This window comes from Simiduia sp. 21SJ11W-1 (assembly GCF_024138675.1).
GTDB lineage: Bacteria > Pseudomonadota > Gammaproteobacteria > Pseudomonadales > Cellvibrionaceae > Simiduia.
The window spans coordinates 2,254,933-2,280,090 of the sequence record NZ_CP090959.1 but is presented as its reverse complement, the minus strand read 5'-3'; the positions used below and the strand labels follow the sequence as shown (position 1 = coordinate 2,280,090).

At 55.3% G+C, this 25,158-nt stretch carries 21 protein-coding genes and 1 pseudogene; 17 read left to right on the top strand and 5 right to left on the bottom strand.

Annotated elements, in window-relative coordinates:
• The first annotated feature begins 195 nt into the window (after positions 1-195).
• The 10 genes from ccmA (at position 196) to fghA (ending at position 10,468) form a co-directional block, all read left to right on the top strand.
• Positions 196-813, top strand: a complete 618-nt coding sequence (ccmA, locus tag L1F30_RS10115; protein ID WP_253355887.1) for a cytochrome c biogenesis heme-transporting ATPase CcmA — start codon at positions 196-198, stop codon at positions 811-813.
• 50 nt (positions 814-863) lie between these two features.
• Positions 864-1,493, top strand: coding sequence for a heme exporter protein CcmB (gene ccmB / locus L1F30_RS10110; protein WP_253361808.1), 630 nt, complete (start codon positions 864-866; stop codon positions 1,491-1,493).
• A gap of 36 nt (positions 1,494-1,529) precedes the next feature.
• Positions 1,530-2,291 (top strand): heme ABC transporter permease CcmC, encoded by a 762-nt coding sequence (gene ccmC / locus L1F30_RS10105; RefSeq protein WP_253355885.1) that lies wholly within the window; start codon positions 1,530-1,532, stop codon positions 2,289-2,291.
• Entirely contained in the window at positions 2,288-2,497 is a 210-nt protein-coding gene (ccmD, locus tag L1F30_RS10100; RefSeq protein WP_253355883.1) for a heme exporter protein CcmD, read from the top strand. Before ccmC ends, ccmD begins: the two co-directional genes overlap by 4 nt.
• Before the next feature lie 32 nt (positions 2,498-2,529).
• Positions 2,530-3,000, top strand: a complete 471-nt coding sequence (gene ccmE / locus L1F30_RS10095) for a cytochrome c maturation protein CcmE (RefSeq protein ID WP_253355881.1) — start codon at positions 2,530-2,532, stop codon at positions 2,998-3,000.
• On the top strand, positions 2,990-4,996 hold the full coding sequence (locus L1F30_RS10090; protein WP_253355880.1) for a heme lyase CcmF/NrfE family subunit: 2,007 nt from the start codon (positions 2,990-2,992) through the stop codon (positions 4,994-4,996). Before ccmE ends, L1F30_RS10090 begins: the two co-directional genes overlap by 11 nt.
• On the top strand, positions 4,983-5,519 hold the full coding sequence (locus L1F30_RS10085) for a DsbE family thiol:disulfide interchange protein (RefSeq protein ID WP_253355878.1): 537 nt from the start codon (positions 4,983-4,985) through the stop codon (positions 5,517-5,519). The genes L1F30_RS10090 and L1F30_RS10085 overlap by 14 nt, the downstream gene beginning before the upstream one ends.
• Before the next feature lie 284 nt (positions 5,520-5,803).
• On the top strand, positions 5,804-8,152 hold the full coding sequence (locus L1F30_RS10080) for a response regulator (protein WP_253355876.1): 2,349 nt from the start codon (positions 5,804-5,806) through the stop codon (positions 8,150-8,152).
• Positions 8,153-8,457: 305 nt separating this feature from the next.
• On the top strand, positions 8,458-9,564 hold the full coding sequence (locus L1F30_RS10075; RefSeq protein ID WP_253355874.1) for an S-(hydroxymethyl)glutathione dehydrogenase/class III alcohol dehydrogenase: 1,107 nt from the start codon (positions 8,458-8,460) through the stop codon (positions 9,562-9,564).
• 46 nt (positions 9,565-9,610) lie between these two features.
• Entirely contained in the window at positions 9,611-10,468 is an 858-nt protein-coding gene (gene fghA / locus L1F30_RS10070) for an S-formylglutathione hydrolase (protein WP_253355872.1), read from the top strand.
• On the opposite strand, the gene L1F30_RS10065 is transcribed toward fghA, so the two are convergent.
• Together L1F30_RS10065 and recQ are read right to left on the bottom strand one after the other, a co-directional pair.
• Positions 10,422-10,724: a helix-turn-helix domain-containing protein gene (locus tag L1F30_RS10065; RefSeq protein ID WP_253361806.1), complete on the bottom strand. Its 303-nt coding sequence runs from the start codon at positions 10,722-10,724 to the stop codon at positions 10,422-10,424. The genes fghA and L1F30_RS10065 overlap by 47 nt on opposite strands.
• A gap of 90 nt (positions 10,725-10,814) precedes the next feature.
• Positions 10,815-12,587 (bottom strand): annotated as a pseudogene (gene recQ, locus L1F30_RS10060) (DNA helicase RecQ); the annotation flags it as partial.
• Positions 12,588-13,096: 509 nt separating this feature from the next.
• On the opposite strand from recQ, the gene L1F30_RS10055 reads away from it, so the two are divergent.
• The 3 genes from L1F30_RS10055 (at position 13,097) to L1F30_RS17565 (ending at position 15,695) form a co-directional block, all read left to right on the top strand.
• Entirely contained in the window at positions 13,097-13,639 is a 543-nt protein-coding gene (locus L1F30_RS10055; RefSeq protein WP_253355870.1) for a flavodoxin, read from the top strand.
• Between the two features lie 123 nt (positions 13,640-13,762).
• Positions 13,763-15,178 (top strand): DNA-3-methyladenine glycosylase 2 family protein, encoded by a 1,416-nt coding sequence (locus L1F30_RS10050; RefSeq protein ID WP_253355868.1) that lies wholly within the window; start codon positions 13,763-13,765, stop codon positions 15,176-15,178.
• On the top strand, positions 15,171-15,695 hold the full coding sequence (locus L1F30_RS17565; protein ID WP_305879902.1) for a methylated-DNA--[protein]-cysteine S-methyltransferase: 525 nt from the start codon (positions 15,171-15,173) through the stop codon (positions 15,693-15,695). The genes L1F30_RS10050 and L1F30_RS17565 overlap by 8 nt, the downstream gene beginning before the upstream one ends.
• Before the next feature lie 184 nt (positions 15,696-15,879).
• Here L1F30_RS17565 and cmoB read toward each other — a convergent pair whose 3' ends face one another.
• Together cmoB and cmoA are read right to left on the bottom strand one after the other, a co-directional pair.
• Positions 15,880-16,860, bottom strand: a complete 981-nt coding sequence (gene cmoB, locus L1F30_RS10040; protein ID WP_253355866.1) for a tRNA 5-methoxyuridine(34)/uridine 5-oxyacetic acid(34) synthase CmoB — start codon at positions 16,858-16,860, stop codon at positions 15,880-15,882.
• Positions 16,857-17,591: a carboxy-S-adenosyl-L-methionine synthase CmoA gene (gene cmoA, locus L1F30_RS10035; protein WP_253355864.1), complete on the bottom strand. Its 735-nt coding sequence runs from the start codon at positions 17,589-17,591 to the stop codon at positions 16,857-16,859. The genes cmoB and cmoA overlap by 4 nt, the downstream gene beginning before the upstream one ends.
• 136 nt (positions 17,592-17,727) lie before the next feature.
• On the opposite strand from cmoA, the gene L1F30_RS10030 reads away from it, so the two are divergent.
• The 4 genes from L1F30_RS10030 (at position 17,728) to L1F30_RS10015 (ending at position 21,628) form a co-directional block, all read left to right on the top strand.
• A complete protein-coding gene (locus L1F30_RS10030; protein WP_253355862.1) occupies positions 17,728-19,347 on the top strand; it encodes a tetratricopeptide repeat-containing response regulator in 1,620 nt (539 codons plus the stop codon).
• A gap of 13 nt (positions 19,348-19,360) precedes the next feature.
• Complete coding sequence (locus tag L1F30_RS10025; RefSeq protein WP_253355860.1) at positions 19,361-20,062, top strand: sensor histidine kinase KdpD; 702 nt, start codon at positions 19,361-19,363, stop codon at positions 20,060-20,062.
• Positions 20,063-20,147: 85 nt separating this feature from the next.
• Entirely contained in the window at positions 20,148-20,954 is an 807-nt protein-coding gene (locus L1F30_RS10020; protein ID WP_253355858.1) for a 3-hydroxybutyrate dehydrogenase, read from the top strand.
• Positions 20,951-21,628, top strand: coding sequence for a response regulator transcription factor (locus L1F30_RS10015; protein WP_253355857.1), 678 nt, complete (start codon positions 20,951-20,953; stop codon positions 21,626-21,628). The genes L1F30_RS10020 and L1F30_RS10015 overlap by 4 nt, the downstream gene beginning before the upstream one ends.
• Before the next feature lie 82 nt (positions 21,629-21,710).
• Here the strand turns inward: L1F30_RS10015 and L1F30_RS10010 are convergent, their stop codons facing one another.
• On the bottom strand, positions 21,711-25,157 hold the full coding sequence (locus L1F30_RS10010; RefSeq protein WP_253355855.1) for a PAS-domain containing protein: 3,447 nt from the start codon (positions 25,155-25,157) through the stop codon (positions 21,711-21,713).
• Position 25,158: the final 1 nt, after the last annotated feature.

The following is a 25,158-nucleotide window of genomic DNA, read 5'->3' as shown; positions in this document are numbered from 1 at the left end:
TATTCAGGCTATCGGCCGGTGCGCTCCGGCCAATAGCCATAAGTGATTGATTTTTCAGGCTGTGCGCTCGTCGAGGCGATTGCGCGGGTTAACAGGTGAATGTGCTCAGGTTGCTGGTTATAATCCTTGGCCTGTTTAACTATAGCTCCCAGGGGCAACCCCAGTGCTATTGGCCCACTCTGATGGAAAGACCCTTTGCTAGCGCTTAAAGATCTCTCTTGCGAACGCGACAACCGCATGTTGTTTACCGGGCTTAGCGCTGAATTTGGCGCAGGCGAGGTATGGCATATAGAGGGGCCAAACGGCGTGGGGAAAACGTCACTGCTGCGGATCATTACCGGGGTGTCGCGCCAGCATGGGGGCGGCCTGTTCTGGCGTGGTCAGCCAATGGCGCAGCAGCGGTATGATTTTGCCCAGTCGCTGTTGTATATCGGCCATTTGCCCGCCATTAAAAAAGCCCTCACCGCCGAAGAAAACCTGCAAAGCCTCTGCCCGGGTGCTACTGGCGGGGCCATTGGTAAGGCCTTGGCAGAGCTCGGGTTATACGGTTTTGAAGAGGTGCCCTGTTACCGGCTTTCGGCGGGTCAGTTGCGGCGGGTGGCGCTGGCAAGGTTGGCACTCTCCGATGCCGCCTTTTGGGTATTGGATGAACCTTTTACGGCGTTGGACGTAAACGCTGTAAGCGCATTGGAGCAGCGGCTGCAGGGGCATGCCGCCAAAGGTGGCTGTGTGGTGCTTACCTCGCACCAGCGCTTAAGTGTGCCCGTTAACACATTGGCGCTCGGCCGGTACGCACAAGGGGGTACACTGTGAGTGTGACTCTGGGGCAGGCGCTGGGGTTACAGCTGCGCAAAGATTTCGCCATGGCCTTGCGTGCGCGCAGCGATTGGGCCAATCCGATGATATTTTTCATATTGGTTATTACGCTGCTGCCCTTAGGTATAGGGCCTGATGCCGAACAGCTGGCGCACATTGCGCCGGGCATGATCTGGGTGGTGGCCTTGCTTGCCACCTTGCTCTCCCTCGATGCCATGTTCCGCTCTGATATGGACGATGGCAGCCTGGAGCAGCTACTGATTTCGCCGCACCCTTTGTGGATGTTGGTGGTTAGCAAAATCGTGGTGCATTGGGTGTCTACCGGTTTGCCGCTTACGCTGTTGTCGCCGCTGCTAGGCTTGATGTTGGGATTGCCTGAGGCAGGCTTTTTGCCTTTGGTGCTGAGTTTGAGCATCGGCACTGTGTGCCTGAGTTTTATCGGTGCGGTGGGGGCGGCGTTAACTGTTGGCCTAAGGTCTGGCGGGCTGCTTATTTCACTGGTGATTATGCCGTTTTATGTGCCGGTATTGATTTTCGGTGCCAGCGCTGTGGCGCGCGCGGTGGAAGGTTTTGGGTATCACGGCCAGATGGCGGTGCTGGGTGCATTTCTGGCGATGGCCATTGCTGTGGCACCTTTTGCGGTAGCCGCGGCGTTACGTATTTCGAGTGAGGGTTAACATTCAGGGTTAATCCATTACAGAGGATGAGTTAGGTTGAATTGGCAATGGTTTCACCGCCTGGGCTCGCCCCGGTGGTTTTATGAAAAAACAGGCCGTTGGCTGCCGTGGCTTGCGGGGCTTACGTTTTTGCTTATGGCAACGGGCCTGGTTTGGGGGCTGGCGTTTGCGCCTGTGGATTTCAAGCAGGGCAACAGCTTTCGCATTATTTACATTCATGTGCCGGTGTCATTTTTGGCCCTCGCCGGTTATTACATCATGGCCATCAGTGGTGCCGTGGGTTACATCTGGAAGATGAAACTTGCCGATATGGTAATGAAATCTGCAGCCCCCTTGGGCGCTGCACTCACCTTTCTTGCGCTGGTGTCGGGCGCCATTTGGGGTAAGCCCACCTGGGGTACTTATTGGGTGTGGGATGCGCGCATTACATCGATGCTGGTACTGTTCTTTTTGTACCTTGGTGTGATTGCACTGCAGGCATCGTTTACCAACCAGCAGCAAGCGGCCAGTGCGAGCACGGTGCTGGTACTGTTTGGCAGCTTGAATATTCCCATTATTTACAAATCCGTAGACTGGTGGCACTCCTTGCACCAGCCTGCCACCATTAAATTTACGTCTGCGCCCAGCATGCACCTTGATATGTTTTACCCGCTGCTGTTAATGATTGTGGCTATGTATTGTTTTTACGCGTTGGTGCTGATTTTGTTTACCCGCGCTGAAATCGTAAACCGCGAACGCCAGGCCCGTTGGGTAAAAGCCTTAAGCGAAAGCGATGTGAACGCGGAGGCCAAGCCATGACTTTTCAGTTTGACTCATTGCAGGCGTTTTTCTACATGCAGGGCCACGGTGTGTTCGTGTGGTCGGTAATGGCTATTTCGCTGGTGGTGTTTGCAGGGCTTGTGATTTGGCCGTTGCGTGCGCATCGGCAGGCATTGGCGGAGCAGCAACGCCTTGCGCGTATAGATGAGGCGCGCCGCCAGCCGCCCGCTGACCCTAAAATTTGAACATAGCAAGATTGAAAATATAGAGGTTTTTCATGCATCCGGTTCGAAAGCAGCGCTTGTTATTACTCACCTTTATCTTGGTGTTCAGCTCGCTGGCCATAGGGTTAATTGTTTTTGCCCTGCGCGATAATCTGAATTTGTTTTACCCGCCTGCAAAACTGGTGGATGGTACAGCGCCCGTGGAAACCACGATTCGTGGTGGCGGTTGTGTGGTGCCCGGCAGTGTGAGCCGCGATCAGGAGTCTTTAAAAGTTAACTTTTTGATAACCGATGGCCTGGCCGAGGTGGGTGTGCGCTACCAAGGCATATTGCCCGATTTATTCGCCGAGGGTGAAGCCGTGGTAGTAAACGGCATGTTAACCCGTGAAGGTATTTTCGAGGCGAAAGAAGTGCTGGCCAAACACGATGAAAACTATATGCCGCCCGAAGTGGCAGAGTCTATCGCCCAGGGCGAAGGCGCCGAGCACCAGAAAACCTGCGGAGTGATGTCCTATGATTCCTGAGGTAGGGCACTTTGCCCTAGTGTTGGCCTTTGGGCTGTCTATTTTATTGTCGGTGATTCCCCTGTGGGGCAGCTTTAACGGCAACGGCCTGTGGATGCGCACGGCACCCTCCATGGCCACTGGCATGTTCGTGTTTGTGGCGCTCGCGTTTGTATGTTTGAGCTACGCCTTTGCGGTAGATGATTTTTCCGTGGCCTATGTTGCCAACAACTCCAACAGTTTGTTGCCCTGGTATTACAAGCTGAGCGCCGTTTGGGGCGGGCATGAAGGTTCGCTGCTTTTGTGGGTGCTGATTCTCACCGTGTGGACCTGGGCCGTGGCGGTGAAATCCTCCCATATGCCGGTGGAGATGCGCGCACGGGTGCTGGCGGTGATGGGTATGGTGGCGGTGGGCTTTATTAGTTTTACCTTGCTGACTTCCAACCCCTTTGACCGGTTGTTGCCGGGCGCGCCCGCCGAGGGCAGCGACCTGAACCCCTTATTGCAAGACTTTGGCTTGATCATTCACCCACCCATGCTCTACATGGGCTATGTGGGCTTTTCTGTGAGTTTTGCATTTGCCATTGCCACGCTAATTTCAGGCCGTTTAGATAGCGCCTGGGCGCGCTGGTCTCGCCCCTGGACTAATCTCGCCTGGGCATTTTTGACGGTGGGCATCGCCTTGGGCAGCTGGTGGGCCTACTACGAGCTGGGGTGGGGCGGCTGGTGGTTTTGGGATCCGGTAGAAAACGCCTCCTTCATGCCCTGGCTTGCGGGCACGGCATTGATGCACTCGTTGGCGGTAACAGAAAAGCGCGGCGTATTTAAAAGTTGGACGCTGCTGCTGGCAATATTTGCGTTTTCGTTAAGCCTGCTGGGTACTTTTCTGGTGCGCTCTGGCGTGTTGACCTCGGTGCATGCCTTCGCCACAGACCCGGAGCGGGGCTTGTTTATTCTGGCGTTTTTACTGCTGGTGGTAGGCGGTTCGCTCACGCTCTATGCCCTGCGCGTGCCGGCAGTGCGCAGCTCAGTGTCGTTCCTGGGCTTGTCGCGCGAGTGGTTTTTGTTATCTAACAATGTGTTGCTGGTGGTGGTGCTGTTTACCGTGCTGTTGGGCACCTTGTACCCGCTCATTGCCGACGCCTTGGGTTGGGGCAAAATCTCCGTAGGCCCGCCGTATTTTAATCGCTTTTTTATCCCGTTAATGGGGGTATTGTGCGTGTTGCTGGCGGTGGGGCCGCTCACCCAATACAAGCGCACGCCAGCCAATAAATTAATCACCTGGCTTCGTTGGCCACTGGTTATTGCCGTCGCACTTGGGGCTTGCGCGCCGCTGCTTGGCGATGGGCCCTACCAATGGCAGGCGGCGCTTGCGGTGTTTATTGCCAGCTGGATTGCATTACTGGCAGTGCAGGATTTCCGCAATAAATTGCGCAATCAGGCAAGCCCGATAAGCGGCTTGCGCAAGTTGCCTCTCAGCTTTTTCAGTATGCACCTGGCGCACCTTGGCATGGCGATTACCCTCATTGGCGTGAGCTTTGTATCGCTATACAACGAAGAGCGCGATGTGCGTATGGCGGCAGGTAAATCTGTGGATGTGGCCGGCTATCACTTTGAGATGGTGGAGTTGCGTAAACTCCGCGGCCCGAATTACGTGGCCGATGAGGGCGTGGTGATCGTCACACAAAACGGCAAAGAAGTAGCCGAGCTGCGCCCACAAAAACGGCGCTACCTTTCAGGTGGCAACCTGATGACGGAGGCGGGCATTGATGCAGGCCTGTTTCGGGATGTGTTTGTAGCACTGGGTGAGCCGCTTGATAACGGCGATTGGGCAGTGCGGGTGCAGGTGAAGCCCTTTGTGCGATGGATTTGGCTGGGCTCTTTGTTTATGGGCCTGGCAGGTTTGCTAACGGTGTGGGACAAGCGCTACCGCTTTGCCAAAGCCGCAGTGGCACAAGCCCCTGTTAACAATAACGCCCAAAAACCTGTGCAGGAGGTAAGCGGTGCAACGCCTTAAGCTGTTTATTCCCCTGTTTGTGTTTGCAGCGCTTGCGTTGCTGTTTTGGCGTGGCTTGAGCCTTGATCCGAATGCCATGCCGTCTGCACTCATCAACAGGCCGGTGCCGGCGTTCTATTTGCCAACCCTTGAAGACGCCGAGCAAAAGGTGGATCGCACCCTCTTTAACGGCCAGGTTACGCTGTTCAATGTGTGGGCCACCTGGTGTATTTCCTGCCGGGTTGAGCACCCCTACCTCAATGCCTTGGCAGGGCAGGGGGTGCGTATTATCGGCCTGAACTATAAAGACGATACCACTCAGGCCCGCAAGTGGCTGGAAGAGTTCCACAATCCCTATGAACTCTCGGTGGTCGATGCCGACGGCCGACTGGGGCTTGATTTGGGCGTGTTCGGCGCACCTGAAACCTATGTGGTTGATAAGCGCGGTGTCATCCGCTTCAAGCATGTGGGCGTGGTGAACGATACCGTTTGGGCGCGGGATTTACTGCCCGTGGTGCAAGCCCTGGAGGCAGAGGCGCCTTAAATCCAGCAATCTGTATGGTCACCGTAGGTCCCCCGCGGTGACCTATCCCCTCAAGCAGCACCCGCCTGTTCAGCTTTTCAGCCAGTGCCCGCTGTGCCTTGCGCGGGTTTCCTGATCACTGCCCGTGCCGTTGTAGAGCCTGCGAGCAAATTACCAAGACTTGGCTATCCTTACTGGGAGGTGTTCCCGCGCCGTTCATAGGCTGCGCAACCTTGTGCCTTGCGTTAGCTGAACAACCGTGGTGTAAAAATAAGCCGTCAGCGTGAACAATTTCAGGGGATGATATGACCGAGCAACTCGTTCAGTTCTTTAGTAGTGAATACATGCCCCACGGGCACTGCTACCTGTGGTTACCCAGTATTCTCTGGATGAATGTTGTTGCTGACCTTCTAATTGCGCTGTCTTACTTTTCTATCCCGGTGATTTTGATTTCCATCATTCGCCAGCGCAAGGATGTGAAATTCAAGGGCATCTTTCTGCTTTTTGCCGCATTCATTTTGCTGTGTGGTGCCACCCATTTATTTGCCATCTACACCATTTGGCATGGCGCCTATGGCTGGCATGGCATCATGAAACTTGTAACGGCAGTGGTGTCGGTTTTTACTGCCGCCGCACTATTTGCCAACCGTGAGGCCATTTTAAGTATTCCATCAACCTATAAGTTGGAGCTTGCGCTGCAGGATGCCGAAGATGCCAACAATGCCAAGCGTAACTTTCTTGCCTGCATGAGCCACGAGGTGCGCACGCCCATAAATGGCGTGGTGGGTATGCTGGATTTGGCGCTGCGCAATGAGTCGGACCCCGAGCAGAGCAAGCGACTGGAAACGGCAAAAAAAAGCGCAAATGCCTTATTGTCGGTGATCAACGACATTATCGATATCTCAAAAGTTGAGGCCGGCAAGCTAGACGTAGAACACGTTGCGTTTAATTTGCATGAATTGCTGGGCGATACAGCCAGGTCTTTTGCGTTCAATCGTGGGCGCAAAGATATTGAACTGGTGTTGGATGCGACCGCCGTAACCCATGAAACGGTGCTGGGTGATCCTGGTCGTATTCGTCAGGTGGTGAGTAACCTTATGGGTAACGCCGTCAAGTTTACCTCTCAAGGAACCGTAAAACTTGTGGCCGAGCTTGTGGAAGTGGAAGGTGAGCTGGGTACCTTAAGTTGCAAAGTGATAGACACGGGCATCGGAATTGAAAAAAGCCAGCTAGGCAATATTTTCTCACCCTTTACGCAGGAAGATTCCTCCACTACCCGAAAATACGGTGGTACGGGCCTTGGGCTGGCTATTTGCCAGCAGTTGTGCCGCTTGATGGGTGGTGATGTGTGGGTGAAAAGTGAAAAGGGTAAGGGCTCTGAATTCGGGTTTCGCGTGCCTGTAGGTATTGTGGCGGCCAGCCGCTCAAAGGTACTGGCCGCCAATCACGCAGATGAAAATGTACTATTGGTAGATGCAAATAAAGAAACACAAAACATTGTGTATAACTATTTGCGTCAAGCCAAATACAATGTGATTCGCTGCGCTAATGAAGATGATATAGCGCGCCTTGATGGCAGTGTGGCCGCCAACATAGATGTGCTGTTGGTGGATGGTAAAACTGCAAGCTGTATGCCCGCCAAAGTGCTGGAAGAGTTTGTGTACGATCACCCCTGCGTGAAGCGTGTGTGGATTTTGGATTACGATAACGAAAACCGCTACGATGCCCCGAATTTGCCGCTAACCGGGTACATCAATAAGCCCGTGGCGCCATTGGATTTGTTGGCGTGCCTGGATAGGGGGGAAAGCCTAACCACTTCCAAACCCGCAGCACCTGCCGTCTCTGGCATGCTGCCACTCAGGGTTTTGGTGGTAGAAGATAACGACATCAACCGCTCAGTAGTAGAGGGCATACTTGAAACAAAGGTGTCACACCTGGTATTTGCCGAAAATGGCGAAGTGGCTATTGAGGTGATGAAAAGTGTGCGGGTAGATTTGGTGTTGATGGATTGCCAAATGCCGGTAATGGATGGTTATGAAGCCACGCGTGCGATACGCGCAGGGCGCGCGGGTGATAGCTACATAACCATTCCAATTATCGCCATGACCGCAAACGCCATGGAGGGTGATCGCGAGCGCTGCTTGGAAGCCGGTATGGATGAGTATTTGTCTAAACCGGTAGATATGCGCAAAATGCACGCACTGATTGAACTTTACGCTCAAAAGCTTGGGCGTTTGGCGGAGGCAGGCGACGGTGCAAGTACGGCGGATGAGCCCAGTGAAGCGCTCAAGTTTCCTGAAGGTTTACGCTATATCATGGTTGAAAAAATGCCCGTCTCGGCCAGGAAGAACCCTAGCCGTATGATGAGTATGTTCCGCTCTTTCATATTGAATAATCGCAATTTTGTGGAGCTGTTGGAGCGCGCCATCAACGATGAAGATCACGATACCCAGCGTGCCATTATGCATAACATGAAAGGTATCAGCGCCAATCTTGGCATGAACCCCTTGTATGAACGCGTGAAGAAAATAAATGTTGGCCTACGTATGGGGCGCGAGGTAGATCAGCCCCATTTTGATGCCTTAAGTGATGTATTCGATGCCACCTTGGCAGAGCTTGAGCGCATTGTGGAAATTAACAGCCATATTCCCTAATTGTTGCACCGGCCTTGGCGCCTGCCGGCAGGTATTGTGTGGGTGATGAGTGTGGCCTGCACGCCTTTGTAAACGCAAGCTCTGGGCGGATTCAGGCAGTGCCTTACAGGCTTTGTGCTTGGTAATGCACGCAGAGGGCGCTCGCCCGCAAATTATTGCGCAATAATCTTTTCTAAATTTCCAGCTTGCGCGAGCACAATATTGCCTATGGCCCGGATGAACGAGCCTGCATGGTTTATTTTCGCGGCCATTGGCGCTAAGGTAGTTTCACTTTTGTATAGCTCCCGTGTAAAAGGAATTCCAACATGAAAACCCGTGCTGCGGTGGCGTTTGCCGCCGGTAAACCTTTGGAAGTGCTAGACGTAGACTTGGCTGGCCCCAAGGCAGGCGAAGTGTTAGTGGAAATCAAGGCTACTGGCGTGTGTCATACCGATGCCTTTACGCTATCTGGCGATGACCCGGAGGGCGCCTTTCCCGCCATTTTAGGCCACGAAGGTGCCGGTGTTGTGGTTGATGTGGGCCCAGGAGTGAAAGGTTTGCGCCCCGGTGATCACGTTATTCCGCTCTATACGCCCGAGTGTCGTGAGTGTGATTACTGTTTGCATCCGCGTACCAATTTATGCCAAGCCATTCGCAGCACCCAAGGCCAAGGCGTCATGCCTGATGGCACCAGCCGGTTTTCACTCGATGGCAAGCCGATTTTGCATTACATGGGCTGCTCTACTTTTTCCAACTACACCGTATTGCCGGAAATTGCCTTGGCCAAAATCCGTTCAGATGCCCCCTTTGATAAGGTCTGTTATATCGGTTGCGGCGTAACCACAGGTATTGGTGCAGTCGCGTTTACCATGAAAGTGGAAGCAGGCAGCACCGTGGCGGTATTTGGCTTGGGCGGTATTGGTTTGAATGTGATTCAGGGTGCGCGCATGGTGGGCGCTAGCCGCATCATCGGCATAGATACCAATCCTGAAAAAGAAAAACTCGCGCGCCAATTTGGTATGACGGATTTTGTAAATCCCCGTGACCACGAAAATCTGGTAGACACCATTGTGCAAATGACCGGCGGCGGTGTTGATTTCAGTTTCGAATGTATTGGCAATGTTAAGGTTATGCGTGATGCGCTGGAATGTGCCCATAAGGGTTGGGGCCAGAGCTGTATTATTGGTGTGGCCGGTGCCGGGCAGGAAATTTCCACACGCCCATTCCAGTTAGTTACCGGCCGCTCTTGGCGGGGCTCTGCTTTTGGTGGCGCACGTGGGCGAACCGATGTGCCGAAAATTGTAGATTGGTACATGGATGGGCGAATTGATATTGATGATTTAATTACGCACACCATGCCCCTTGCTGATATCAACAAGGCTTTTGATTTAATGCATAGCGGTGAAAGCATTCGCTCGGTGGTAGTGTATTAATGCCGAGTGCAAGCAAACTAGAAAACAGCGCAAGGGGGAAGCGACTATGGCAAATTCAGTAGCGCCTACGCAGGTGTCTGAGGCTTTGTGCTTTGGTGGCCGGCAGTTGCGTTTTGAACACGCGGCCAAGAGCCTCAACTGCAGTATGCACTTTTCTGTGTATCTGCCGCCGCAAGCGAAAGAGGGCAAGGTGCCGGTGGTGTATTGGCTTTCAGGCCTAACCTGTACCGATGAAAATTTTGTGACTAAAGCAGGCGCCCAAAGGGTGGCCGCAGAGCTAGGCCTTGCACTGGTGGCACCCGATACCAGCCCGCGAGGCGAGAGCGTGCCAGATGATCCCGCCGGTGCCTACGATTTTGGTTTGGGCGCGGGCTTTTATGTGAATGCAACCCAGCCCCCTTGGGCACAGCATTACCGCATGTACGATTATGTGGTAGAAGAGTTGCCGGTGGTGTTGGGCGAGCATATGCCCGAACTGGATACCGCGCGCGCCGCCATTATGGGGCACTCCATGGGTGGCCATGGCGCGCTGATGATTGGGCTAAGAAACCCCAGGCGATTTACCTCTGCTTCGGCCTTTGCGCCAATTTGCGCGCCCAGCCAATGCCCTTGGGGTGAAAAAGCTTTTAGTAACTATTTAGGTGACGATAAATCAACCTGGGAGGAGTACGACAGCTGCGCGTTGTTGGCAAAAGCCAAAGTGCATCTGCCTATGCGGGTTGACCAGGGTGAGGCAGACAATTTTTTGGCAGCCCAATTGTTGCCGGAGCATCTGCTAGCGGCCATGCCACCGGGTTACCCGCTCACATTCCACCGCCACAGCGACTACGATCACAGCTACTTTTTTATCGCGAGCTTCATTGAGCAGCATCTGCGTTTTCACGGGATGTATTTGAACCCCTGAGCATGGCAACCCTTACGCATTTCAGTAAGCCGTAAGGGTAGGCCTCGCCCAAGGCTTCAAACACAGGCTTGAATCTGAATCCCTGTTCGCCCCCGTCGTAGGCCAAAATTTCATCTTGAATTTTACCCAGTTCAGCGGCGGGCAGTTCAATGGCGTCTTCGAAGGCGATGCGCTGATCTTGCAATAAATTGGCTAAGTGGCTGTACACCGTATCTTCTGAAAGATTTCTGTGTGCGGCAATTTGTTCAACACTCATGCGCGCTTGCAGCAGTGACAAAGTTTCTTCCCGGGTGGCGCTTTGCGAATCTTCCTGCTCGGGTTGTGCATTCAGGTGTGCGCTTATTGCCTCAATAAAGGGGGCGCCGAAACGGGCAAGTTTTGATTCGCCTACACCGCTGATGGCCAGCATGGCCTGCTCTGTGGTGGGTTGGTAGCGCACCATCTCCATGAGCGTGGCATCGTGAAATACCACGTAGGGCGGCACGCCATGTTCTTCGGCAAGTTCTTTGCGGCAGCGGCGAAGGGTATCCCAAAGGGCTTGGTCTGCATCGGCCAGTTGTTGGTTGTGGTTGGTGCGCCGGCTTTTGATGTCTTTGGTGTCTTTGCGCAACTCAATTTGCGCCTCGCCTTTGAGTAGTGGCCTGCAGCTCTCTTGCAGTTTGAGCCCACCATAGCCCTCGGTATCAACCGCGAGGTAACCGCGGGCAACCAGCTGGCGAAACACCGAGCGCCACTGGTTTGCATCCAGCTCTTTGCCAATGCCGAAGGTGCTGAGTTGTTGGTGGTCGAACTGGCGGATTTTCTGGTTGTCTTTGCCCAATAAAATATCCACCAGGTGTGAAACCCCGAAGCGTTGGCCTGAGCGGTAAACGCAACTCAATGCCTTGCGCGCAGCGTTAGTGCCATCCCAGGTGGCAACCGGGTTCAGGCAGGTGTCGCAGTTGTTACAGGGCGCGTGATCGGCTTCGCCAAAATAGCGCAATAGGGTTTGTCGCCGGCAGCTGGTAATTTCGCACAGGCCCAGCATGGCATCGAGCTTTTGGCGCTCGGCTTGCTTGTGGGCGGCCGAGCCTTCCGATTGGCTCATCATCTGGCTCAGTAAAATCACATCCTGATAGCCGTAGGTCATCCAGGCGGTGGCGGGCGCACCGTCGCGCCCGGCGCGGCCGGTTTCCTGGTAGTAGGCCTCAACGCTTTTCGGTAAATCCAGGTGCGCTACAAAGCGTACATCGGGTTTATCTATGCCCATGCCAAAGGCCACCGTGGCCACCATGATGATGTTGTCTTCACGTAAAAACCGCTGTTGGTTGTGGGCGCGGGTTTCGGCGGGCAAGCCTGCGTGATAGGGCAGGGCAGTGAGGCCTTGCTGGCGCAAAAATGCGGCTACTTCTTCGGTTTTTTTGCGCGACAGGCAGTACACAATGCCGCTGTCGCCCTGGTGCTCGCTCTGAATAAAGCTCAGCAATTGCTTGCGGGGGTTATCTTTGGCGGTAATGCGGTACTGAATGTTGGGCCTGTCAAAGCCCACAATAAATTCACGGGCCTGGGTTAAGTGCAGGCGCTCGGAAATTTCCGCGCGCGTGCGGGCATCGGCGGTTGCCGTAAGGGCAATGCGCGGCACCGCGGGGAATTCATCGGCCAGTATGCCCAGCTGTAAATAATCGGCGCGAAAATCGTGGCCCCACTGCGACACACAATGGGCTTCATCAATGGCGAACAGGGCCAGCGGTGCCTGGCGCAACAGGTTTACGGTGCGTGCCTGATTAAGCCGCTCAGGTGCGATGTAAAGCAGATCAAGTTCGCCTGCCACCAGTTGTTGTTCAATGGCGAAGGCGGCGTCTGGTGTGAGGGTCGAGTTTAAAAAGCCGGCCCGCACACCCAGCTGCTCCAGCGCGCTCACCTGATCTTGCATGAGGGCAATCAATGGCGAGATCACAACGCCGCAGCCGTGCCGGGCAATGGCCGGAATTTGGTAACAAAGGGATTTGCCGCCGCCGGTGGGCATGATCACCAGCGCATCCTGGCCGCTTACCAGGGTGTTGATAATGTCGTCTTGCGGCGGCCGAAACTGGTCGTAGCCGAAGGTGTGCTTGAGGATGTGCAGGGGATCTTGATTCATGGGCGGCATTATACGGACTGGGCGCACTAAATGCGCCGCACAAGGCATGGGAATCTAGGTGATTTTGCAGGTGCTGCCTGGCGACCCTGTGCAATGCGATGTGCTAGACGCCAAACCCCACAGCGGTGGCCGGCCGTCCGCTGGCCCAAGTAGGTGTTCCGATTACAGGCATTTATTGCGGGCTGCGCCAATAAAAGGGCTTTGCACACGAAATTCTGCCTGTTGGGCCTAAAGCCTTAATTTTCGCGCCAAAATCAGTATAATGCCTGCGGTTGTTACCATGAGTAACAAAACCGCTACGATATGGGTAAAAACACCCTGTTTTCGAGTCTGATTGGTCGAGGTTTCCCGTGAAGTTAGCAGTACGCTGGGTATTAAGAAGTCACCGTGTGGTCAGCCGCGGCAAATTGGGCGCGCGCATGTCGGTAGAAGGCTATCGCAATGGCGGTTATTGGTTTTAATATTGCGCCCTGTGTGCAGTACTGAACCGTTAATTAATCGAGGTGAGCGTGGCAAAGATCGGCCTGTTTTTTGGTAGCGATGAAGGCAACACCGAGGCTGTAGCCTATCGGATACAGGCTCGGCTGGGTACCGAGGTTGTGGATGTCCACGATGTGGCAGACGTTACCGTGCTCGATTTTGACGATTACGAACACATCATCCTGGGTATTCCCACCTGGGATTTCGGCCAGATCCAGTCAGACTGGGAAGATTTCTGGGGCGATATCGAAAGCGTGGATTTCACCGGTAAAACCGTGGCGCTGTTTGGCCTTGGCGACCAGTTTGGCTATGGCGATTACTTCCTGGATGCCATGGGCATGTTGCACGATCTGGTGGTTGGCAATGGCGCTCGCATCGTGGGTTACTGGCCCACCGAGGGGTACGAGTTCGATGCCTCCAAGGCGCAGGTGCCGGGCGAGCCTTTATTCATGGGGCTGGCCATTGATCAGGATCAACAGGAAGATTTAACCAGCGATCGCCTGAACAGCTGGTGCGCGCAGATTCACAGTGAATTTGGCCTCAGCACACCGCTCAATACCCTCAGCGACTAGTTGCCTGCGCTGACTGCGCAACCGGCAGCCCCTTTGCCTTAACGGTTTTTTAAGTCAGTTCCGATTCCAGCTAGCTCCGCTGTGGGCGGCGGGCAATAATGGCTGCTCTCACAAGGGGCATCCATGGCAGACAATCACACACATCCAGCGCGCGAAGACGAGGCCACCAAGCTCTCGCCTCTGGCTTGTAGGGCCGCAAGGCTCGCCCGTGATGCCCGCTTTGATGGCCTTTTCTACACCGCCGTACTGAGCACGGGTATCTATTGCCGGCCCATTTGCCCGGCCAGAGCCCCGCGGGAAGACAACGTGCGCTACTTCCCCTCTGCCGCTGCTTGCGCACAGGCCGGGTTTCGGCCCTGTTTGCGTTGCCGGCCCGATGCCGCACCGGGCACGCGGCCCGCCAGCCCGCTGGTGGCCGGGGCACTTGGCCGGTTAGATGCCGGGGCAGGTGTGGGTGAGGTAAGCCGGGCGGCCGGTGTTTCCAGCCGCTACCTGCGCCAATGTTTTAACGACGTGTTAGGTGTGGCCCCCAAGCAATACCAGCTTTACCAGCGCTGCTTGCTGGCCAAGCAATTACTGCATCAAACCACCTGGCCTATTACAGATATCGCCTTTGCCAGCGGCTTTGGCAGCCTGCGGCGGTTTAACGACTGCTTTAAAACACAGCTCAGCCTAACCCCGTCACAGGTGAGAAGGGGTGCCCCAGAGAGCGCAAGGGCCGGCACCCTCACGTTAACATTGGCCTACCGCCCCCCGTATAACTGGCCGTGGGTTGCGCAGTTTTTACAGGCACGCGCCATTGAAGGGCTGGAACAGGCAAGCCCAACTCACTACGGGCGCTGTTTTCAGCTGGGCGATACCCACGCATGGTTTGTGGCCGAGCACTGCGGTGATCGTTGCGGCTTCACGGTAAATCTTTGGCTCTCTGACTGGCACAAGCTCACGCAAGCCGTTGCCAAAATACGGCAAATTCTCGATTTGGATGCCAACGCCCGGGCGGTAGATGCCGCAGTGCAGGCAGCCATAGGGCGTGCGCCCATCAACCCGGGCCTGCGGTTGCCGCAATTTCCCAGCGCATTTGAGGCAGGCGTGCGCGCGGTGCTTGGCCAGCAGGTGTCGGTGGCTGCCGCGCGCAGGCTGGTGGCACAAGTGGTAGCGGCTTTGGGCGAACCTATGGCCCTGGCGGTGACTGACGCAGGCACTGCGCTGTGCTTCCCCACGCCTGAGGCGGTGGCCGGCCATGATTTGGCCTTTCTTAAAATGCCGGGCATGCGGCGCGATACCCTAAAGCGGCTCGCGGCCTTTTGCGCCGCGCACCCAGATGCGCCCGTTGAACAATGGCTAACGCTGAAAGGTATAGGGCCTTGGACCGTGGATTACGCCCGTATGCGTGGCGAGGCGAATCTTGATATCTGGCTGGCGGGAGATCTGGGCGTGCGCCATGGCGTGGCCAAAGTGGGCGAGGTGGTTGATGGCCGCGCACGCCCCTGGCGCAGCTATTTAACCTTGCAGATGTGGAGCCAACTGGCAGATGAATAACAAACATGAGAGTGGCGCGGTGGCCCGCCAGGTGATGACCACGCCTATTGGCGATTTGTGGGTGAGCGCAAGCGCTCTGGGCGTCACGGAAGTGGCCTTTGATAAAGCCGCAAGCAACTTTGCAGGTATACCTGATGCCCGTGTGCCCGAAGCATTGCACTGGGCGAGTGAGGCCTGTGTGCAGCTGGCGGAATATTTTGCCGGCCGCCGGCAGGAGTTTGATTTGCCGCTGGCAGCCCGTGGCACGGCGTTTCAGCAGCAGGTTTGGGCTGCGCTCACTGCAGTGCCTTTGGGGGCGACGGCAAGCTATGGCGATATTGCCGCAGGCATTGGCAAGCCAAAAGCTGTGCGCGCCGTGGGCGCCGCCAATGGCCGCAACCCCATCGCCATTGTTGTACCTTGTCATCGGGTGATTGGCGCCAATGGCACCTTAACGGGTTATGCTGGCGGCCTGGCACGCAAGCAGTGGCTGTTGCGCCATGAAGGCGTAGCCTTGCAGGGCGCGCTGGAGTTTTAGTGGATGGTTTGGAGATACTGATTGGGGTGTTTGTGAGGGCGTGCTTTACCGAGAGCGCTTGGTCGGGCGCCGCTCGCTGCGCACCACTCGCCGGGCGCCCCTAGTCGGGCACCCCTCGCCGGGCGCCCCTCGCCGGGCACCCCTCGCCGGGCGCCCCTGGTCGGGCACCCCTGGCCGGGCACGGCTAACCGGGGGCTTCCGCAATAAAGGTTGCGCGAATGGGGGCCGGGTGGCCTTCGGCGGTTTTGGTTTTGTCGTCCGGGTCTAGAAACTCGTTAAGCGAGTGGTACAGCATCCAATCGGTAGTGCGCTGTTCCTCAAGGCTTGTGGTGTTCATTTCCACCATGCGCGGATTTTGAAAGCCGCATTTTTTCAGCCAGGAAAGCAGGGTGTCTGGCGAGGGTAAAAACCAGACGTTGTTCATTTTGGCGTAGCGCCCCTCGGGCACCAGCACCTCACCTAACTTGCCTTCAATAACCAGTGTTTCCAGCACTAACTGGCCGCCGGCGCGCAGTGTTTCGCGCAGCTCGCGCAGGTGATCCATGGGCGAGCGGCGGTGGTAGAGCACACCCATTGAAAAGGTGGTGTCAAAGCAGCCGAGCTTCTCTGGCAGCTGCTCTATGCCAATGGGCAATACATCAACGGGTGCGTTACCTATGAAGTGCTTGAGGCTGTAAAACTGCATCACAAAGCGCGGCGACGGGTCTATGCCTATCACTCGCCGGGCCCCGGCGCCGTACATGCGCCAGCAGTGATAACCGTTCCCGCAGCCCACATCCAGGATGTTGCGGCCGGTTAGGTCTGCCAGGTGCGGTGCCACTCTGTCCCACTTCCAATCCGAGCGCCACTCGGTGTTAAGGTGAAAGCCAAACAGCTCATAGGGGCCTTTGCGCCAGGGGATAAGCTCGCGCAGGGTTTGTTCAATTTGATTGCGCGTGCGCTCAGGTATATCGGCATCCAGTTGCACGCGGTCTTTAAATTCCTGCAGGCTGGCTGTGACATCGGGCAGTTTTAAATAACTGTTGCGCCACTGGGGCAAGTCGCCAAAGCGAGTTTCTGAAAGCCCGTCTGTAATGTCTGCAGGCAGGCGCTCGGCCCATTGGGCAAAGCGTGCATCGGCCGCCATCTCGGTGAGCAGCGGCTGGTAAAAATCCAAATAATTCATGCTTTTATGGCAATAAGTGAGGCGAAATTAAAACACTGGAACCACACATCGCTGCTGGCAAAGCCTGCGGCTTTTAGCCGGCGCCGGTGGGCTTCTAGGGTGTCGGGTATCAGCACGTTTTCAAGGGCTGTGCGCTTTTGGGCAATTTCCAGATCGCTGTAGCCATTGGTGCGCTTGAAATTGTGGTGCAGCTCAATCATCAGCTCGTGGTGGGGCGCGTCTTCAAAGGCCACTTTTTCAGACAGAATCAGCACGCCACCGGGCCTTAAGCCTGCGTAAATTTTTGCCAGAATGGCTTCGCGTTCGGCCGGTGCAATAAATTGCAGGGTGAAGTTCAACACCACCACCGAGGCGTTCTCAATGGCGACATCTTGCAGGTTGTTGCACAGCAGCGTTACCGGCACTTCGCCGCTATCTGCCTGCATTACCTGTTGGGCGCGCTCTATCATGGCCTGGGAGTTGTCAACGGCCACAATATCGCAATGGGCGGCGCGAATACGATGGCGCATGGCCAGGGTGGCGGCCCCCAGTGAGCAGCCCAGGTCGTAGCAGGTGGAATGGGCCTGGGCGTAGCGTTCGGCCAGATCGCCAATCATGCTGATGATGGTGGTGTAGCCCGGCACAGAGCGTTTGATCATGTCTGGGAATACATTCACCACGGTTTGATCAAAGCGAAAACGCGCAAGCTCCGGTAGGGGAGTGGCGTAAATGTCGTCTTTCGGGGTTGTCATGCCAGCTTGCTCGAAAAACCGCCAATTCTACTGGCGCCCGACCGCGCAATCAATGAATCTGAACTAAGCTGAAGCCATAGGAACTGGGGCGGGTAAAGGACAGGAGTGGATTCTGGTTAGCTATAAGTCCATCAAAGTGCTGGTGGTTGACGACTTCGACAGCTTCCGCATGACGGTCAGCCGGATGCTGTTGGAATTCGGCTGCGCACGGGTAGATACAGCGGTAAACGGGCAAGAGGCGCTAAGGCTCTGCGAAGATACCGCCTACGACCTCATTTTGTGCGATTTCAACCTCGGGCGCGGCCGCAACGGTTTGCAGGTGCTGGAGGAAATGCGCCACAAGAGCCTGTTGCGCAAAAGTACCTTGTTTTTGCTGGTGAGCGCTGAATCCAGCCGCGAAATTGTACTGGCCGCCTCCGATTACGAGCCAGACGGCTACCTCACCAAACCCCTTAACGGTAAAGCCCTGCGCCAGCGGCTTGATCGCGCGTTGCACCAGCGCAACGCCATGAAGCCGATTTACCGTGCCATCGATGAAGATCACATAGATGCTGCCATTGTGTTGTGCCTGCAACACATAGATGACGGCAGCCGCTACAGCATTTTGTGCCAGAAACTCTTGGGCAAATTGTATTTGCAAACAGGCAAGCTGGAGCTGGCCGAGCAGGTGTATCGCCAGGTGCTGGAAGTGCGCGACATGGACTGGGCGCAAGTGGGCATGGCCAAAGTGAAGCGCGCCGGGGGCGATACCGCAACGGCCGTTGGCTGGCTTGAAAAAATCGTAGAACAGCACCCCTTGTGCCTGCAAGCCTATGATGAACTGGCCGACTGCCATCAGGCGCTTGGCAATAACGACCAGCGCCAGGCTGTGTTAGAGCGTGCCGTTGAGGTATCACCGGTGGCCTTGGTGCGCCAGCAAACGCTGGCGCAGGTGGCCACAGAAAATAACGACAAGATCGCCGCGGCTAAAACCTATCGCAAGGTGGTGAAACTTTCTGATAACTCCATTCACGACAACGTAGAAAATTACCTGGCATTTACCCGGGCGGCGGCTGCGGTGTTTACCGAAGATGAGGCCGTTGGCCGCGAGATGTTGCGAGATGCCGTGGCCGTCATTGACAAGGTTGAAAAAAAATTTGGCAAAGACGACGGCCGGCGCCGGCAATTGCAGTTAATTGAATGCCAGCTGCAGGTGCACCAGGGCAACGCCAAGCGCGCCAATGAACTCTTCCTTGAAGCCAACACCCAAATGGATGATCTTGGCTTGCAAGATATAGACACAGAACTGGATCGCGTTATGGCAATGCAGGCGTTAGGCCAGCCCGATAAAGCCCAGCTTAAGCTCAAAGATCTGGTTGCTGCATTTGCCGAAGACCAAGCTGCATTGCAAAAAATCGATCGCTTGCTGGAGGAGCCTGTGAGCGAGGAAAACCGCCGTCAGGTGGCCAAAATCAACAAGGAAGGCATTCACTTGTACGAAGAAAAATCCTATTTGGCTGCCATTGAGTGTTTTCAGCGTGCCAAGCGCATGTTCCCCATGCACACAGGCGTGCAGCTTAATTTGGTGCAAGCTCTGGCAGGGCAGATGCGCTCGGGTGATCCAAACCCCGAGTGGATGGATTTGGCCTTGCATTGTTTAAAGTCTGTAGAGGCCATGCTCACGGCAACACACCCGCAATTCCAGCGCTATCGCCAGCTGCTTCAGATGGTGCGCCAGGTTGAAATGGAACGTAAGCAGCAGGGCCTGAAATCTTAACCGGATAGCAATTATGAACAGCCCGAAAGACCGACAGGATTCTGTGGCAGATTTTTCCTTCATGCTGGCCTCAAGCGTGCACGACATGAAAAACTCGCTCGGCATGCTGCTCAATACGCTCGATGAAACCATGCGTGAAATGCCCCCCAAAACGCCGGTACAGCAAAGCCGTTATGCCACCTTGCAGTATGAGGCATCGCGCATTAATGGTGAGCTGATACAGCTGCTGTCACTTTACCGCATGAATTTGCAGGCCATGCCTGTGCATGTGGAAGAAAATTATGTGCGCGATGTACTAGATGAGCAGTTGGCCCGCAATGACATGCTGTTTGTCAGCCGCCACCTGAATGTGGAGCTTGCGTGCGACGAAAACCTGCTCTGGTATTTCGACAGCGAATTGGTGAGCGGTGTGGTGCACAATGTGCTGGTAAATTGCGCGCGCTATACCCGTAGCAAATTGTGTGTAAAAGCCTGGGTTGATGAGGGCCTGTATATTGAAGTGGCCGACGACGGCCAGGGTTACCCTCAAGCCATGCTGTCTCAGCCTATAGATTTGAACGCGGGTGTGTCTTTTGAATCAGGCTCTACCAACCTGGGGCTGTATTTTGCACAAACCGTGGCCCGGTTGCATAAAACCAAAGCGGCCACCGGGCGCATCAGCCTTGCCAATGGCGGCGCGCTGGGTGGCGGTATATTTACGCTCTTTTTACCCTAACCGTTAAAGCCTCCTACCAAGGTCGTACAGCCGCAAATCTTACTTGTTGGTAATCTGAGCCATCAAAATCTTGATAGGTGGCTACATGCAACAAGGTCTTCAAACTTCGTGCCTCACAGGGCGCCGCGCGCTGGTAACGGGCAGTACTTCGGGCATTGGCCTGGCCATTGCCGAAAGCCTGGCGCAGGCCGGTGCCAATCTTGTGGTGCATGGCCTGGTAGATGCCGAAGAAGGGCAGGCGCTGGCTCAATCATTGGCGGAAAAGTACAAGGTTGACTGCCACTTTTTGCCCGGTGATATGAGTGATGCCACAGCCATTGAACAGCTGGTGCAGAATGCGCAAATCGCCCTCGGCGGCTTAGACATTCTGGTAAACAATGCCGGCGTACAGTTTACTGCCCGCACTGAAAATTTCCCCCTTGATCGTTGGCAATCGGTGCTGGATATCAACCTCAGCGCCTGTTTTATTGCCATACGGGCAGCTTTGCCCGCCATGCAGGCGCAGGGATTTGGGCGCATTGTGAACATTGCATCCGTACACGGGCTTGTGGCCTCAATAGAAAAGGCGGCCTACGTTGCAGCTAAGCATGGTCTGGTGGGGTTAACCAAGGTGGTCGCACTGGAAAACGCCAATGCGGGAATTACCTGCAACGCCATTTGCCCGGGTTGGGTAGATACCGCCATAGTTGCCAAGCAGGTGGCGGCGAGAGCCTCCCGTGAAAATATTACCGAGGCGTGCGCGCAGCGGGCACTGGTGCAAGATAAACAGCCAATGATCCGGATGACAGCCCCCTCGGCCATTGGTGACCTGGTGCGCTTTTTATGCACAGATAGCGGTCAGACCCTCACGGGAACCGCACTGCCTGTGGATGGTGGTTGGACAGCGCAATGAGCGTTATGATGGCGGCTTGTGCCATTCAACAACTATACGCAACCACTATGCCGCTATTGCTTCTTGCCGATGACCATCCGCTGTTTCGCACGGCGCTCAAACAAACGCTTACCCACTCGGCATTGGTTGAGTCGCCCAAGTGTGTGGAGTGCGAAAACCTGGCTGCGGTGCAAGCGCAGCTTGAGGGCGGGCTTGAGCCGGATTTGATTTTATTGGATTTACACATGCCGGGCACGCTGGGGTTTGCAGGGCTTGCAAGCCTGCGCGGTTGCTACCCGGAAATTCCGGTGGCCATTGTGTCTGGCGATGACAGCTACCAGCGGGTTGTGCGCGCAGAGCAATTGGGCGCTTCGGGTTTTATTTCCAAGTCTTTGGCGCCGGCAGAGCTTGAGTTGGCCATCAGCCGATTGCTCGCCGGTGATGTGTGGTTTGAAAAAGGTGATGCCAAACACGAAGATGAAGTGGACGAGGTGGCTGAGCGCATTGCGAGCTTAACGCCCCACCAATTTCGCGTCTTTTCACTTATTTGCGAGGGCATGCTAAACAAGCAAATTGCATTTGAGATGTCTATAGCCGAGCCCACGGTAAAATCACACGTAACGGCCATTATGCGAAAACTTGGTGTAAGAAAGCGCACCGAGGTCATTTTGCTTGCGCAAAAGCTTGCGAGTTAACACGCGGCCCCCTTTATCCTGTTAGCTTCTTCTTTTCTGGCAGCACTTGGCTGCCTGAACCGCCATCCGCTCTCATCACGATCTAATCTGCTTGCCGGGCTTGCCCTTGTTGCTTTAATACCCGCGAGATAAGCGCGCGCAACGCCGGCACTTTTACAGGCTTTTTCAAAAAGTAAAAGCCTTGCGCGCGCGCTTGCGCTTTTACCTGATCATCGTAGTCTGCAGAAATAATAATGGTGGGAATGCATCTGCCGAGTGCTTCATGAAGCTGCTGCGCCACTTCTACGCCAACAACATCCTCTGCCAGATGGTAGTCTGCCAGCAATACATCTGGTGTGAAGCTTGCCAGTGCCTGTATTGCAGCATCCGCTGTATGAACACCTTTGACAATACAGCCCCAAGGGGTGAGCAGGGCAGTCATGGCTTCAACAATGGCCGGCTCGTTATCAAGGCACAGCACCTGCAAACCTTCAAATTGAGCAGTTTGGGCTGGGCCCCGTTGGCTGGGTGCCATGCGCCTGGGGCTAGCTTTCGAGAGCGGCAAGGTTAAACCGAAACAGCTGCCGCGCCCGGGTACCGAGCGCAGCGAAATTTCAATGCCCAGTAATTTGCACAATCTCTCAACCGTAGCAAGGCCCAGGCCCAGGCCGCCGTCTTTACGGCTATCGTTCAGGCGTTTGAACTCTACAAAAATATCCGACTGATGGGCGGCGTCTATACCTACGCCGGTATCCCACACCTGCACACACAGCTGGCCTTGATGGCGTCTCGCGCTCAACAATACGCGCCCCTGCTCTGTGTAGCGAATGGCATTGGCAAGCAGGTTTTGCAGCACCCGCCGGAGCAGTTTGTAATCGGTATAGGTGGTGAGTGGCTGGCTTTTTACATCAAGCTGCAAGCCTTTGGCCGCCGCTTGCAGCTGGAAATCTTGTTGCAGGGCATTTAATAAATCGCCAATGTAAAACGCCTCTGGTGTAGGTGTAATTGCGCCGGCGTCGAGCTTTGCTATAGCCAGTAGTTCGCTGATGATGCTGTCTGCCGAGTGCAGCGAGGCATTCAGGTGTTCCAGAGTTTTTTGCAGCTGCTTGGCGGGCATAAGTGGCGAGTTGGGTGCAAATTGTTGCAGCAGCGCGTTAGTAAATAGCTTGGCCGCATTTAAAGGCTGCACCAAATCGTGGCCGGCAGCGGCTAAAAATCGGGTTTTGCTGGCGTTGGCTTGCTCTAATTGTGCGTTGGTGTTTTGCAGTTCGGCGGTGCGCGCGCTCACCCGTTGCTCGAGCAATAGGCGGTGGTCTTCCAGTGCATCGAGGGTGTTTTGGTAATCGGTGATGTCGGTAAAGGTAGTTACAAAACCGCCGCCCGGCATGGGGCTGCCACGCAGCTCCAGTACCCGACCATCCTGGTGTGCGCGTTTTACCACATAGGCGCTGCCTTCGCCCATGTAGGTCAGGCGCTTTTGCACAAAACTTTCAACTTCGCTGGGCTCGGTGATATTTAAATGTATGGCATTGAAGCGAATTAAATCTGCCACGTGCCGGCCCACGTGCACCAGGTCTTGCGGGTAATCGAACAGCTCCAAGTAGCGCCGGTTCCAGGCAACCAAGCGCAGGTTTTTGTCAACCACACTGATGCCCTGGCTGATGTTGTCGATACTGGCCTGCAGCAGCTCGCGCGAGAAGTGGTAGATTTCAGAGGTTTCATCTAACAGCGGTGCAGGCGCTGCGCCACGTGCGTGTTCCACCACATGGCGGGCAGATACAGAGCCGATCACGCCGGCAAGCATGTTCTCAACAAATTCAACGTACGCGGAATCTGCCGGTGCCTGGGGTAATACGGCATCGGGGTATTGGGCGAGTGCAAGGCGCGCTTGTTTTGCACCTAAAAACTTACTGGCAAGTGCCTGCAACTGGTGCACGGGCAGGGCATCGGGTGTGTCTTGCGATGCGCTGGCGGGTTGGGCGAGCTTGCGGTTAAGCAAAATCACAGTGAGCACATTGGCGCTTAAGCTCCAGAGCACGCCGTGGCTGATACCCGATAACCCTTCAAGGCCAAACAGGGCCGTTGGGCGCAGCCAGCCAAGGCCTGCCGGGCCAAATTCCAGCAGCGCGGTATCCAGCCAGCCTGCGCGCACAAGCATGGGCAGCAGCAGCGTATAACTCCACAGTAAAAAGCCTGCGCCAATGCCTGCCAGCACAGAGGTAACGTGCCGTGGCCGGCGCGCGAGTGTGAGCCAAAGTGCTGGCGCAAACTGTGCCACCAAAGCAAAAGAGGTTAAGCCAATCGCGCCCAGAGCGTTATTGTTGGCAAACAGATGGTAGTAGCCGTAGGCAAATAACATCAACACCAATATCACCACGCGCCGAATGATGCGCAGTTGCTGGCTTATGTCTGCATTGCCTTCGCGCCTTAACCAGCGCTGTTTCAGCAGCACCGGCACCACCAGTTCATTGCTGATCATGGTGGCCATGGCAACGCAGGCGACGATCACCATAGACGAACCGGCAGACAAACCGCCTAAATAGGCCAGCAGCGCCAGGTCTGGCCGGTCGTTGGCAAGGGGCAGGCGCAGCACAAAGTGTTCGGCCGATATGTCCAGGTTTTCAAAGCTCAGCAGGCCGCCGTAGGCGATGGGTAAAATGCAAACCCCAAACAGGATTAAATACAGCGGTACTACCCAGCGCACCGTGTGCAGGTCGCGCTCGGATTCACTTTCAACCACCAATACATGAAATTGCCGGGGCAGGCACACAATGGCAATCAGCCCCAGTACGGTGGCGGCAATAAAACCCTGGTCTGCCTCGTGAGTGGCCATAAGTGCGCGCACTTTTTCGTTGCTGATGGCCTGCAAGGTGAGATCGGCTGCGCCATCAAACAGTGAGTAGGTTACAAACCAGGCGATGGCCACAAAGGCGGTAATTTTTATGAGTGCTTCAAAGGCAATGGCAATCATCAAGCCGTTGTGATGCTCGCGGGCATCCAGGTGGCGAGTGCCAAAGGCAATGGTAAATACGCCCAAAATAATGGCGATGTAAAAGGCGGTATCCTGGAAAACGGGCACATCCAGCAGGTAGTGTGAATGCACCATGTTGTCGGTGAGTACGTGAAAGCTTTCGGTGATGGCTTTCAGTTGCAGCGCAATATAGGGGATGAGTAACACAAGGCAAATGGCAGTCACAATGACCGCCAGGCTCCGCGAGCGGCCAAAGTGCATGGCAAGGTAGTCGGCCAGTGAGGTGGCGTTGCCTTTTTTTGCGGCAATGAGCAATTTTTTGAGCGGCGCTGCCAGAAATACCAACAGCACAATGGCCCCTAAAAACGTGGGCGGAAAATACCAGCCGTTGTAGGCCGCTTGTGCAGTGGTGCCATAGAAGCTCCAGGCGCTGCAGTAAATTGTAGTGGCCAGGGCTACGATGTAGGGCTTGAATTTCCGGACGGTAGCTTCGGCAATGCGATCGCCCCACCAGGCAATCGCAAAAAGCGACAGCAAATAACCCAGCGACAACAGCAGTAGTTCAAGGTAACTCAGCATA

Bases quoted from the DNA above. Each gene is read 5' to 3' on its own strand.
- ccmD (WP_253355883.1), top strand. From the start codon at position 2,288: ATGACTTTTCAGTTTGACTCATTGCAGGCGTTTTTCTACATGCAGGGC.
- fghA (WP_253355872.1), top strand. From the start codon at position 9,611: ATGGCAAATTCAGTAGCGCCTACGCAGGTGTCTGAGGCTTTGTGCTTT.
- L1F30_RS10020 (WP_253355858.1), top strand. From the start codon at position 20,148: ATGCAACAAGGTCTTCAAACTTCGTGCCTCACAGGGCGCCGCGCGCTG.
- L1F30_RS10015 (WP_253355857.1), top strand. From the start codon at position 20,951: ATGAGCGTTATGATGGCGGCTTGTGCCATTCAACAACTATACGCAACC.
- L1F30_RS10075 (WP_253355874.1), top strand. From the start codon at position 8,458: ATGAAAACCCGTGCTGCGGTGGCGTTTGCCGCCGGTAAACCTTTGGAA.
- L1F30_RS10080 (WP_253355876.1), top strand. From the start codon at position 5,804: ATGACCGAGCAACTCGTTCAGTTCTTTAGTAGTGAATACATGCCCCAC.
- cmoB (WP_253355866.1), bottom strand. From the start codon at position 16,860: ATGAATTATTTGGATTTTTACCAGCCGCTGCTCACCGAGATGGCGGCC.
- cmoA (WP_253355864.1), bottom strand. From the start codon at position 17,591: ATGACAACCCCGAAAGACGACATTTACGCCACTCCCCTACCGGAGCTT.
- L1F30_RS17565 (WP_305879902.1), top strand. From the start codon at position 15,171: ATGAATAACAAACATGAGAGTGGCGCGGTGGCCCGCCAGGTGATGACC.
- ccmE (WP_253355881.1), top strand. From the start codon at position 2,530: ATGCATCCGGTTCGAAAGCAGCGCTTGTTATTACTCACCTTTATCTTG.
- ccmB (WP_253361808.1), top strand. From the start codon at position 864: ATGGCCTTGCGTGCGCGCAGCGATTGGGCCAATCCGATGATATTTTTC.
- L1F30_RS10050 (WP_253355868.1), top strand. From the start codon at position 13,763: ATGGCAGACAATCACACACATCCAGCGCGCGAAGACGAGGCCACCAAG.
- L1F30_RS10025 (WP_253355860.1), top strand. From the start codon at position 19,361: ATGAACAGCCCGAAAGACCGACAGGATTCTGTGGCAGATTTTTCCTTC.
- L1F30_RS10010 (WP_253355855.1), bottom strand. From the start codon at position 25,157: ATGCTGAGTTACCTTGAACTACTGCTGTTGTCGCTGGGTTATTTGCTG.
- L1F30_RS10065 (WP_253361806.1), bottom strand. From the start codon at position 10,724: ATGAGTGTTGAACAAATTGCCGCACACAGAAATCTTTCAGAAGATACG.
- L1F30_RS10090 (WP_253355880.1), top strand. From the start codon at position 2,990: ATGATTCCTGAGGTAGGGCACTTTGCCCTAGTGTTGGCCTTTGGGCTG.